This is a genomic window from Agrobacterium sp. 6Ca8, assembly GCF_055382765.1.
This window is the reverse complement of the sequence record NZ_AP026433.1, coordinates 2,497,404-2,509,689: the sequence shown is the minus strand read 5'-3', so window position 1 is coordinate 2,509,689 and position 12,286 is coordinate 2,497,404. Positions and strand designations below refer to the sequence as shown.

Annotated in this window: 10 protein-coding genes; 2 read left to right on the top strand and 8 right to left on the bottom strand. The window is 59.0% G+C overall.

Annotated elements, in window-relative coordinates; genetic code table 11:
- Nucleotides 1–3: 3 nt before the first annotated feature.
- Nucleotides 4–495, bottom strand: a complete 492-nt coding sequence (gene lptE, locus ACZ5A6_RS12235; RefSeq protein WP_003516512.1) for an LPS assembly lipoprotein LptE — start codon at nt 493–495, stop codon at nt 4–6.
- Between the two features lie 46 nt (nt 496–541).
- Entirely contained in the window at nt 542–3,172 is a 2,631-nt protein-coding gene (gene leuS, locus ACZ5A6_RS12230; protein ID WP_003516514.1) for a leucine--tRNA ligase, read from the bottom strand.
- Nucleotides 3,173–3,365: 193 nt separating this feature from the next.
- Here leuS and ACZ5A6_RS12225 point away from each other — a divergent pair, with 193 nt between their 5' ends.
- Entirely contained in the window at nt 3,366–4,025 is a 660-nt protein-coding gene (locus ACZ5A6_RS12225) for a YggS family pyridoxal phosphate-dependent enzyme (protein ID WP_174060547.1), read from the top strand.
- A gap of 107 nt (nt 4,026–4,132) precedes the next feature.
- Here ACZ5A6_RS12225 and ACZ5A6_RS12220 read toward each other — a convergent pair whose 3' ends face one another.
- Entirely contained in the window at nt 4,133–4,837 is a 705-nt protein-coding gene (locus tag ACZ5A6_RS12220) for a DUF1013 domain-containing protein (protein WP_003516519.1), read from the bottom strand.
- 232 nt (nt 4,838–5,069) lie between these two features.
- Between ACZ5A6_RS12220 and acs the strand changes: the two genes are divergently transcribed.
- On the top strand, nt 5,070–7,025 hold the full coding sequence (gene acs / locus ACZ5A6_RS12215) for an acetate--CoA ligase (protein WP_003516521.1): 1,956 nt from the start codon (nt 5,070–5,072) through the stop codon (nt 7,023–7,025).
- Nucleotides 7,026–7,130: 105 nt separating this feature from the next.
- On the opposite strand, the gene ACZ5A6_RS12210 is transcribed toward acs, so the two are convergent.
- From ACZ5A6_RS12210 to ACZ5A6_RS12190, 5 genes are all read right to left on the bottom strand, one after another.
- A complete protein-coding gene (locus ACZ5A6_RS12210; protein WP_003516523.1) occupies nt 7,131–8,138 on the bottom strand; it encodes a TRAP transporter substrate-binding protein in 1,008 nt (335 codons plus the stop codon).
- A gap of 36 nt (nt 8,139–8,174) precedes the next feature.
- Entirely contained in the window at nt 8,175–9,452 is a 1,278-nt protein-coding gene (locus tag ACZ5A6_RS12205) for a TRAP transporter large permease (protein WP_019566002.1), read from the bottom strand.
- A 4-nt stretch (nt 9,453–9,456) separates the two neighbouring features.
- Nucleotides 9,457–9,987, bottom strand: a complete 531-nt coding sequence (locus tag ACZ5A6_RS12200) for a TRAP transporter small permease (RefSeq protein ID WP_003516529.1) — start codon at nt 9,985–9,987, stop codon at nt 9,457–9,459.
- A gap of 116 nt (nt 9,988–10,103) precedes the next feature.
- Nucleotides 10,104–11,264 carry a fumarylacetoacetate hydrolase family protein gene (locus ACZ5A6_RS12195; protein WP_025594629.1) on the bottom strand — a complete coding sequence of 387 codons (1,161 nt, stop codon included), beginning with the start codon at nt 11,262–11,264 and terminating at the stop codon, nt 10,104–10,106.
- Between the two features lie 206 nt (nt 11,265–11,470).
- Entirely contained in the window at nt 11,471–12,187 is a 717-nt protein-coding gene (locus ACZ5A6_RS12190; RefSeq protein ID WP_003516533.1) for a FadR/GntR family transcriptional regulator, read from the bottom strand.
- Nucleotides 12,188–12,286 lie beyond the last annotated feature (99 nt).

The following is a 12,286-nucleotide window of genomic DNA, read 5'->3' as shown; positions in this document are numbered from 1 at the left end:
CTCTCAGCGGCCAAGGGTGGCAGCGATATCGGTACGGATGATTTCAGCCAGTTCCCGGGCCGCACGGTTTTCTGCGTCGCGGATCGCCCTGATCTTGGCGAATTCCTGCTGTGGTAGATCCACCTGCGCCGTTACGCTACGCCGCGCGGAGCGCAGGATCTGGCCGTCGGAAATACGCGTCAGGACGTAATTACCGTTCATCACAACACGGCCTGGGTAAGGGCCGTTATAATTGCTGTTGGTACGGGTCGTCAGATCGTAGTTCTCGACTTCCGTGGACGTGGCGCTCGAGCTTACGGATAACTTGACGTTGTACTGAGCCGTAGCCGGTTCACCCGCACCGCCGGACACCAGGAAGATCAGCTGATTGCGCACTTCCTGCGTTATCCGGTCGCCGGCATTCGAGATGCTGACAGCCGCCAGTCTCTCCTTGGTTCCGGAAGCCTCGCCGTAAAGCGGGCGGACCTGGCAGCCTGCCAGAAGACCGGCCATCATCACGACGGAAACTGCTGCCGCAACGCGGCTCCATCTCGAAAAAACGTCAGACAACAATGTTCACAATCCTCTGCGGAACCACGATGACTTTTTTGGGCTCGCCACCGGCAAGAATGGATTTGACGGCATCCAGCGCAAGGGCAGCCGCTCGGACCGCATCTTGATCCGCATCGCGCGCGATTGTCAATTCGCCGCGCTTCTTGCCGTTGACCTGAACAGGCATGACCACATCGTTTTCCTCGACCAGCGAGGGTACAAAAGTTGGCCACGGCGTCTGGGCGACGAGACCCTCGTTGCCCAGCGCCGACCAGCATTCTTCGGCCAGATGCGGCGTCATGGGGGCAATGATGCGAATGAGGATTTCGACGGCATCACGCGCCGCCGCCTTGACGTCATCAGGCTTGCCACCAGCCGCGACATCCGCCAGCGGAGCTGCGAGCGCGTTGACCAGTTCGTAGATGCGGGCGATCGCCTTGTTGAAGGCAAGCTTGTCCAGATCCTCCTGAACGGCCTTCAGCGTCTTGTGGGCCGCCTTGGATACTGCCAGGCCCTCGCCCTCGCTCGCGGGCTTCGGCGTGACGCTCTTCAGCTCGGTCGCAACTTCGCCGATGATGCGCCAGACGCGCTGTACGAAGCGGTTTGAGCCTTCCACACCGGCTTCGGACCAGATGACGTCGCGGTCGGGCGGAGAATCCGACAGGACGAAGAAGCGAGCGGTATCCGCACCGTAGGATGCGATGATGTCATCCGGGTCGACCACGTTCTTCTTCGACTTCGACATCTTCTCGATCGAGCCGATCTTAACTTCCGCACCGGAGGACAAGAGGAATGCACGGCGGGCACCGTCAGTCTCTTCGATGCGCAGGTCGGCGGGCGCTACCCATTCACGGGTCAGGCCTTCACCGTGGCTGTAGGTCTCGTGCACAACCATGCCCTGCGTGAACAGGCCCTTGAAGGGCTCCTTGACGCCGACATGGCCGGTCTCGCGCATGGCGCGGGTGAAGAAGCGCGAATAGAGCAAGTGCAGAATAGCATGCTCGATGCCGCCGATATACTGGTCCACCGGCAGCCAGTGGTTTGCGGCCTTCGGATCCGTCGGCTCATCTTCCCAAGGCGCGGTGAAGCGCGTGTAGTACCAGCTGGAATCGACGAATGTGTCCATCGTGTCGGTTTCACGGCGTGCGTCATGGCCGCATTGCGGGCAGGCAACGTGACGCCATGTGGGGTGGCGATCCAGTGGGTTGCCGGGCACGTCGAAGGTCACGTCGTCGGGCAGCTTGACCGGCAGGTCCTTCTTCGGAACCGGAACTACGCCGCAGACTTCGCAATGGATGACGGGTATCGGGCAACCCCAGTAACGCTGGCGGGAAATGCCCCAGTCGCGCAGGCGGAAATTGACCTTGCGCTCGGCCTGCGGCGTGTTGCCCAGCGTCTGGGCAGAGAGCTTCTGCACGACCGCCTCAAAGGCGTCAGTCGTGTTCATGCCGTTCAGGAAGCCGGAGTTGATCATCACGCCATCATCGGTGAAGGCGACGTCTTCAATGGTGAAGCTGGCAGCGTCGGGGCCTTCCGGCGCCACGACGGCCACCACCGGCAAATCGTATTTACGGGCGAAATCCAGATCGCGCTGGTCACCCGAAGGGCAGCCGAATATCGCGCCGGTGCCGTAGTCCATCAGCACGAAGTTGGCGACATAGACCGGCAGTTCCCACGTCGGGTCCAGCGGATGTACGACCTTGACGCCGGTATCGATACCCTTCTTTTCCGCTGTTTCCAGCGCTGCGAGAGACGTGCCATGGCGGCGGCATTCGTCGCAGAACTCGGCAATATCAGGGTTCTTCTCCGACAGCTCTCTTGCCAGCGGATGGTCGGCGGCGATTGCCAGGAAGGATGCGCCGAACAGGGTGTCGGGACGCGTGGTATAAACGGTGATATCGGCAAAGCCTTCCGGCACTGTGCCAGCAACGGTCTGCCAGCGCAGCGAAAGGCCTTCAGAGCGGCCGATCCAGTTCTTCTGCATCAGGCGTACTTTTTCCGGCCACTGATCCAGCGTGTCCAGCTCGTCCAGCAGATCCTGGCTGAAATCGGTGATTCGGAAGAACCACTGCGTCAATTCGCGCTGTTCGACCAGCGCGCCGGAACGCCAGCCGCGGCCGTCGATGACCTGCTCATTGGCCAGAACGGTATGGTCGACCGGATCCCAGTTGACCTTGGACTGCTTGCGGTAGACCAGACCCTTTTCCATGAAATCGACGAACAGCGCCTGCTGGCGGTGGTAATATTCCACATCGCAAGTCGCAAATTCGCGGGTCCAGTCCAGCGACAGGCCCATGGATTTCAGCTGGCCACGCATGGTGGCGATGTTCTGATAGGTCCAGTCCTTCGGGTGAACCTTGTTCTGCATAGCCGCGTTTTCGGCAGGCATGCCGAAGGCGTCCCAGCCCATGGGGTGCAGAACGTTGAAGCCGCGCGCGCGCTTGTAGCGCGCAACGACATCGCCCATCGCGTAGTTGCGGACGTGGCCCATGTGAATGCGTCCCGACGGGTAGGGAAACATCTCTAGAACGTAATACTTCTCGCGCGGATCGCTGTTGTCGGTCACGAAAACCTTGTCTTCGTTCCATTTCTGCTGCCAGCGCGGCTCGGCGTCGCGAGGATTGTAACGTTCGATGGCCATTGTTTAGAATTCCGGGTATCGAGGGGAAAAATTTGCGCTGACCTTCACCATGAAACGACCGGGGCGTCAAGTTTGGCGGGGCCTCCGGGCGTTCAATCTTGGCCAGCGTGCCTCAAATGGTGCTAAACCCGCTTGGCATCAAGGCAATCGGCGTCTAGTTAGCGTTCAGAATGTTACAAATAGAGGTCCTGTGATGGAAATCGAAGCACGTCTTGAGGATGTCAGGCAACGCATAGCGGAGACAGCGGAAAAGTCCGGCCGCAAGGCGACGGATGTTTCTCTCGTCGCCGTCTCGAAGACGTTCGATGCGCAAGAGATCCAGCCGGTGATCGATAGCGGTCAGCGCGTATTCGGCGAGAACCGCGTACAGGAAGCGCTGGGCAAGTGGCCTGCGCTTAAAGAAAAGACATCGGGTATAGAGCTGCACCTGATCGGGCCGCTGCAATCCAACAAGGCGGCGGATGCAGTTGCGCTGTTCGACGTCGTACAGAGCGTTGATCGGGAAAAGATCGCCCGTGCGCTTTCCGAGGAGTGCGTCAAACAGGGCCGCAGCCTTCGTTTTTATGTGCAGGTCAATACCGGGCTGGAGCCACAGAAGGCTGGCATCGATCCACGCGAGACCGTCGCCTTCGTGGCTTTTTGCCGGGACGAGCTGAAATTGTCGGTCGAGGGCCTGATGTGCATTCCGCCTGCGGATGAAAATCCCGGTCCGCATTTTGCGCTTCTGGCGAAGCTTGCCAGACAATGCGGCCTCGAGAAGCTCTCCATGGGCATGTCGGGGGACTTCGAGACGGCGATAGAATTCGGCGCTACCAGCGTGCGTGTCGGCTCGGCAATCTTCGGTGCCCGCTAGAGCATTTCCAGTAAAGCGCATAGCCGGTTTACTGGAAAGGCCCTGAAGCTCTGAAAACAAAAAACCCGGCACGGCGGCCGGGTTTTCATAAACGGAAAGACTTTCGATCAGTAGTGATCGTCCTCGTCTTCGTCCTTCGGAGCCGATTTCAACGAGCTGAGCTTCTTGAAGACGGCGTCCGCGTCGATCTGCTTTTCTTCTTCGTCGCGCTGGAAGTTGTAATCCAGACCTTCCGTCGCCGTTGCCGGCTGCAGCGTGTTGCCAAGCTCTTCTGCTGTCGGCAGCGGGCGGCCGCGCGATGCGCGTTCAACTTCAAGATCGAGATCGATCTGGCTGCAGAGACCAAGCGTTACCGGGTCCATCGGGGTGAGGTTTGCCGAGTTCCAGTGGGTACGGTCGCGGATCTGCTCGATGGTGGATTTGGTGGTGCCAACAAGACGCGAAATCTGCGCGTCCTTCAGCTCAGGATGATTGCGGACCAGCCAGAGAATGGCGTTCGGACGATCCTGACGCTTGGAAACCGGCGTGTAGCGCGGGCCACGGCGCTTGGATTCCGGCACACGAACCTTTGGCTCGGAAAGCTTGAGCTTGTGGTTCGGGTTGCCTTCAGCGCGGGCGATCTCGTCGCGGGAAAGCTGTCCGGTCGCGATCGGGTCGAGGCCCTTGATGCCCTGCGCCGCTTCACCGTCGGCGATTGCCTTGACTTCGAGCGGATGCAGTTTGCAGAACGTGGCGATCTGATCGAACGACAGCGCGGTGTTGTCTACCAGCCATACAGCCGTAGCTTTTGGCATGAGCAATTGTTGAGCCATAGATACAGTCCTTCTGTCCGTCCGCGCCGGGGTCGCGGGCGTGGTATCAACCACTGATTTCCGGGATATTGGCGCTCTATAACCGGATTGCATCATAATTGCAATTCTTTGCGAAACAAATGCCTTTGTCTAATTGCCGTGTGCATTTGAACTGCTATGAATTCAACACATGCCTGAGGTGGGAGTCTCAAGGTCGCGCATATCAAGCCATATCTGGTTCCAGGAGGAGTTCATGTCTGCCAAAATCTACCCCGTGCTCAAATCGGCGAAAGCCCGCACGCTCATCGACAATGAGCGTTACCAGAAATGGTATCAGGAGAGCGTCGAGGATCCCGAGAAGTTCTGGGACAAGCACGGCCGGCGGATCGACTGGTTCAAGCCCTATACCAAGGTCAAGAACACGTCCTTCAAGGGAAGAGTGCCGATCAAGTGGTTCGAGGACGGCCTGACGAACGTCTCCTACAACTGTATCGACCGGCACCTGAAGACGCATGGCGAACGCACGGCGATCATCTGGGAAGGTGATAATCCCTATATCGACAAGAAGATCACCTACAATCAGCTCTATGACTATGTCTGCCGCCTGGCGAACGTGCTGAAGAAGCATGGTGTCAAGAAGGGCGACCGGGTCACCATCTATATGCCGATGATACCCGAGGCGGCCTATGCCATGCTCGCCTGCGCCCGCATCGGCGCCATTCATTCGGTCGTGTTCGGCGGCTTCTCGCCGGAAGCCCTGGCCGGCCGCATCGTCGATTGCCAGTCCACCTTCGTCATTACCTGCGATGAAGGCGTGCGTGGCGGCAAGCCGATCCCGCTCAAGGAAAATACCGACAAGGCGATCGATATTGCCGCCAAGCAATATGTCATCGTCAACAAGGTTCTGGTCGTGCGCCGCACCGGCGGCAAGACCGGCTGGGCGCCCGGCCGCGACATCTGGTACCATCAGGAAATCGCCACGGTGAAACCGGATTGCCCGCCGGTGAAGATGAGGGCGGAAGATCCGCTGTTCATCCTCTACACGTCAGGCTCCACCGGCAAGCCGAAGGGCGTGCTGCACACCACGGGCGGCTATCTCGTTTATACGTCGATGACGCATGAATACGTCTTCGACTACAAGGACGGGGAGGTCTTCTGGTGTACCGCCGATGTCGGCTGGGTCACCGGCCATTCCTACATCGTCTACGGGCCGCTGGCGAACTGTGCGACGACGCTGATGTTCGAAGGCGTTCCCAACTTCCCGGATCAGGGACGGTTCTGGGAAGTCATCGACAAGCACAAGGTCAACATCTTCTACACCGCACCGACGGCGCTCCGATCCCTGATGGGGGCCGGCGACCAGTTCGTCACGCGTTCGTCGCGCGAAAGCTTGCGGCTTCTCGGCACGGTGGGCGAGCCGATCAATCCCGAAGCGTGGGAGTGGTATTACCATGTGGTCGGCGAGGACAAGAGCCCCATCGTCGATACCTGGTGGCAGACGGAAACGGGCGGCATTCTCATCTCGCCGCTGCCGGGTGCGACGGACCTGAAGCCGGGTTCGGCGACAAGGCCGTTCTTCGGCGTGCAGCCGCAGCTGGTCGATGCCGAAGGCAACGTGCTGGAGGGGCCGGCCGACGGCAATCTCTGCATCATCGACAGCTGGCCGGGCCAGTCGCGGTCCGTTTACGGGGATCACCAGCGCTTCGTCGACACCTACTTCTCGACCTATAAGGGCAAGTACTTCACCGGTGACGGCTGCCGACGCGATGAGGACGGTTATTACTGGATCACTGGCCGCGTCGATGACGTGCTGAACGTCTCCGGCCACCGCCTCGGCACCGCCGAAGTCGAGTCGGCACTTGTTTCGCATCATCAGGTTTCGGAAGCGGCGGTCGTGGGTTACCCGCATGCCATCAAGGGGCAGGGCATTTATTGTTATGTCACGTTGATGGCGGGCCAGAGCGGCGACTATGCGCTGCGCGAGGAGCTGGTAAAGCACGTCCGCAACGAGATCGGGCCGGTTGCGACGCCAGACAAGATCCAGTTCGCGCCGGGCCTGCCGAAGACCCGTTCGGGCAAGATCATGCGGCGTATTCTGCGCAAGATCGCGGAGGATGATTTCGGCGCGCTTGGGGATACCTCGACGCTTGCCGATCCCGCGGTGGTCGAAGATCTCATCGCCAACCGGCAAAACCGCACGGCGTCCTGATTTTCTGGAAGAGGCTGCTTGGGCAGCCTTTTTCTTTTCTGTATTCGCATAAACAAAAACACCCGGAGGCTGACCTCCGGGTGTTTTAATTTTATCCAGACAGGATTACTGGCCGCGGATCTTCTTCAGGTCCGCCAGAACGGCGTCAACGACGTCGGCACCGATTTCAGCCTTGTGCTTTTCGTAAACGACCATCGACTTTTCGCGGATACGTGCCTGCTCTTCTGCAGACAGCGAGTTCACTTCAAGTCCTGCAGCCTTGATCTTTTCCAGCGACTTCTGGTTCAGTTCGCGGATGACCTTGCGCTCTTCGTCACGGCCGACGACTGCGCATTCGCGCAGGGCCGTCTGTTCTTCGGGCGTGTAGCTGTCGAAGATCGGCTTGGAGAAGAGGAAGAGGAACGGCGTGTAGGCGTGGTTCGTCTCGGTGATGTACTTCTGCACCTCGTAGAACTTGGAGGTGTCGATCGTCACATAGGGGTTTTCCTGTGCGTCGATCGCGTTGGTTTCAAGTGCCGAGAACACTTCACCGAAAGCCATCGGCGTTGCATTGGCGCCGAGGTTCTGGAAGGTGTCGAGGAAGATGTTGTTCTGCATCACGCGAACCTTCAGGCCGGAAAAGTCTTCCCACTTGTTCACGGCGTGCTTGGAGTTCGAAAGGTTGCGGAAACCGTTTTCCCAGTAGGCCAGGTTTACGAGGCCCTGTTCTTCCAGCTTCTTGTTCATCATGTCGCCGAAGGCGCCGTCCATCACGGCATCGGCTTCCTTGGCATTGGAAAACAGGAACGGCAGGTCGAAGACGCCGAGCGACGGGATCAGGCCGACGAGCGGTGACGAGGACGTAACAACCGCTTCCTGAACGCCGGAGCGCAGGGCCTGCGTCGCCTGAAGGTCACCGCCGAGAGCGCCGCCCCAGAATGCCGTCAGCTTCAGCTTACCGCCCGACTTGTCGTCGAGGCAGGCCTGCATGGCCTTGATGCCGTTGCCGACCGGGTGGTCCTGGTTGATGCCGTTCGAAACGCGGATGTTGCGGCTGTTGAATTCAGCCATTGCCGGGGCTGCGGCGCCCACCGCAAAAGCGATGGCCGTGGTGGTCAGAAGAAGCTTTCTCATAATATCCTCCCTTGGATTTTGGTTGAGAAGTGGCGATTAACGAAGGTACTGCAGCGGAACCATCACGATGTCCGGGAAAACCACGAGCAACGCCAGAACGATGGTTTCTGCAACGAGGAAAGGCCAGACACCGATCGTGACCTTGCCGAGCGGGATGCGTCCGACGCCTGAGACGACGTTCAGCACGACACCGACCGGCGGGGTAATCAGGCCGATGGCATTGTTGATGATGAAGAGGACGCCGAAATAGACCGGGTCGATGCCTGCCTGCTTGACGATGGGCATCAGAACGGGCGTCAGGATCAGGATGGTCGGTGTCAGGTCGAGCGCGGTTCCTACGATGAAGACCAGCACCATCATGGCAACCATCAGAAGCATCGGACGATCGATCAGCGGTTCGATATAACCGGCGACTTCGTTTGGAATGTTCGCAGCCGTGATGAGCCATGCGGAGACGAGGGCTGCGCAGACAAGGAACATGATGATCGAAGTGCTCTTGGCAGCGCGCAGAAGAACGTGGAACAGATCCGCCGGCTTCAGTTCGCGGTAGATCACCATGCCGACGAAAAGAGCGTAGCCGGCAGCGACAACGGCGGCTTCCGTCGGCGTCATGATGCCTGCCTTGATGCCGCCCAGAATGATGACCGGCATGCCAAGCGCCCAGCCGGCGCGGACCGTGGCAACCAGACGTTCCTTGCCCGAGGTCTTGGGCAGGGGCTTGATGTTATCCTTTCGGACCACGATCAGCCAGGCGATGATCAGCGAAATGCCCATCAGAATGCCGGGTACGATACCAGCAAGGAAAAGCTGGGTGATCGAAACGTTGGCGGCGACGCCGAAGACGATGAAGGCCATGGAAGGCGGAATGACCGGGGCAATGATGCCGCCTGCAGCGATGAGGCCGCCGGAGCGCGGAATGTTGTAACCGGCTTTCGCCATCATCGGGATGAGGATTGCGGCAAGGGCTGCGGTGTCGGCAGCGGCCGAACCGGAGATGCTGGCCATGATGATGGCCGCGACAATCGCCACGATGCCGAGACCGCCCCTGATATGGCCCACAAGCGCAATCGCAAAGTCGATGATGCGGCGGGAAAGACCACCGGAGTTCATCAGTTCGCCAGCCAGAATGAAGAAGGGGATGGCGAGCAGCGTGAAGGTGTCCGCGCCCGAGATCATGTTCTGGGCGATGATCGCTGTGTTGAACATGCCCATGTACCACATGAGCACGACGCCACAGAACATCAGCGAGAAAGCGACGGGAACGCCAATCGCCATGGCTCCGAGAAGAGAGCCGACAAAAACGAAAAGTGTCATGGTATCAGCGCTCCGAAAGCTGTTCGATCGTGAGGTTCTCGCCGGCGAACTGGGCGATTTCATCCTCTGTCACGCGGCCCGTCACATAACGGTAGAGGCGTTCCAGAGCGATGATGAACATCAGGCCGCCGGTGAACATGCCGATGCCGTAGACCCAGATCATCGACAGCTTGGTGACAGGCGCATGCATGCTGGCGTTGATGGCGGACTGCTTCCATGTTCCCCAGAAGAAGATGGCGGAACAGCCCAGAATGATAATGTTCGACAAGACCATGCACACGACACGGGCGCGGCGCGACAGGAACATCACGAGAGTTTCGATGCCCATATGGCTGTTTTCACGGAAGGTCAGTACGGCGCCGATGAAGGTCAGCCATACGAAGAAGTATCGCGACAATTCTTCCGAGATATTGATGCCGGAATTCATCGTGTAACGCATGACAACGTTGACGAAGACCATGATCGACATGCCGGCGAGCAGCAGGACGAGAATGATTTCGAGAATCCGGTAAAAGAGATTGATGGTCTTTTGCATTTTCCCCTCCCGAAGAAATATCTGGAGCATTTTCGACGAAGGATCGCCCTCAATGCTCCACCTATGGGTTTTCGCAATTCTGGGCGCAAAACCGCGATGCAGTTTTGCCGGATTGCCTAGAGCAGCCCGCGTTTCGCCAGGTTGCGCATGAGGGCCGCGGTGCCGAATGTCCATTCCGGGCATTCGTCTGTCGTCGTGACCCAGTTGATCAGCTTGCCGAGCTTGGGCGTGGAGATTTCGACACGGTCGCCCTTGGAGTGGGTGAAGCCGAGACCCGGGCCATGGCGGTCCTTTACCGGCGCGAACATCGTACCAAGGAAAAAGACGGCGCCGTCAGGATACTGATGGTTGCGGTTCAAGAGCTGGGAAGCGAGGTTTTCCGGCGTGCGGCTGATCGCCTGCATTGCGCTTGCACCGGTCATGGTGAAGCCGTCCTCGCCTTCGACCAGAAGCGATATCTGCGCCTTCTTCACGTCTTCGATGGTAAAGCGTCCATCAAACAGGCGGATGAAGGGACCGATTGCGCAGGATGCGTTGTTGTCTTTTGCCTTGCTGAGCAGGAGGGCGGAGCGGCCCTCGAAGTCGCGCAGGTTGACGTCGTTGCCGAGCGTCGCGCCAACGATACGGCCGTCGGAGGCAATGGCCAGCACCACTTCCGGCTCTGGGTTGTTCCACTGCGACTTCGGGTGAACGCCGATCAGCGCGCCGCAGCCGACGGAGGCCATGGCCTGCGCCTTGGAGAATATCTCCGCATCCGGACCGATGCCAACTTCCAGATATTGCGACCACAGGCCCATTTCCTGTAGCAGTTTCTTCACTTCCGCTGCTTTTTCCGAACCGGCCTCAAGTCCCTTGAGATTGTCGCCGAGAACCGGCGCCAGCCGTCCGCGTATTTCCTGCGCGCGAAGTGGATCGCCCTTGGCCTGTTCCTCGATCACGCGTTCCAGCATGCTGTCGGCGAAGGTCACGCCTGCAGCCTTGACGGCCTGAATATCGTTGGGGGCGAGAAGTTCACCAGCGGAGCCATCCAGAAAGGCCTCGAGCGCGCCAAGTGCTACGAATGTGCCGGTGTCTGCAAGCAGCTCCACCAGATCCGTCTTTTCCAGAAGTTCAGACATGGTCGGCGAAAGAGAGGTGAGGTCGTAAAGCACGCCGCCTTTGAGCAGAACGGGGCAGGGGCCGCCTTCGCTTTTCGACCATACGCGGCCGACGAGCAGGGCGTTTTCAAAGTCTTCAGGCAAAATAGCGGTAGCGTCGATGGACCTTGAGCCGGTCATATATATCCTCCCCTTCAGCCCTCCGACAGCCGCCTCCTGCGGTCATATTGTCTGGATGTCTGACAACCTAATCTCATTCTTCTTAGTATGACTTTTACAGCGAGTCTAGCGGCACCGCAGACAAAATTATCGTCTTTCGCCTCTGGATTGCCGGAAAGCAGCGAAACCTGTCCTATAGCTTTGCCGTTTAAGCTTCTGTTTGTGGCTCAGAAGATATCCAGTTCCAGATTGACCCGGCTTGCTGCCCCGAGCAGATGTTTGCGCATCGCATCCTTGGCCGCAGTCGCATCGGCGCGTTCGACGGCTTCGAAGATTGCCACATGTTCGGCGATCGTCACCTCGAGGATTTCCCCGAAAATAGCACGGGAGAAGGCGATGTTGATAGCCGAGCTGATGCGTTCTGCGATAAAGCCGAGAAACATCAGGAAATATTCGTTCTGCGTCGCTTCCGCCAGAATACGGTGAAAGTCGAGATCGGCCGCAACGCCCTCCGTCGACCAGTCGTCGGTCGTTCGCATCTTTTCCAGTGCCGCCGCCAGCCGCGCCAGCTGCTGCGGGTTGCGGTGGAGTGCCGCCAGACCCGCCGCCTCGATTTCCATCGGCATGCGAAGCTGGAAGAGATCGCGGAAATTTTCCGGATCGTTCAGACGGGACCGCTCGATGCGAATGGACAGTCTCTGCCGGGGATCGGTGACGAAAGCGCCCACGCCTTGCCGTGTTTCGACAAAACCTTCGTTGCGCAATTGCGCGATCGCTTCACGAATGACCGAGCGGCTGACGCCGAAGGTTTTCGCCAGAACATGTTCCGTTGGCAGCCTGTCGCCCGGGCCGAGCTTCGAATCATTGATTTCGCGGGCGATCTCCGCGGCGATCCGGCCGGGCAGATGATCGTTGCGATGTATCTGACTGAACTCCAGCGTCATGATTGCTCCCGTTCCACAGAAACGATTGGTCCGTTTTTTCCCGCGGCAGGCGACTTCCTCCTTCGCCGTCAGCGGGGTTTTCAGAGGCGGCGTATTCCG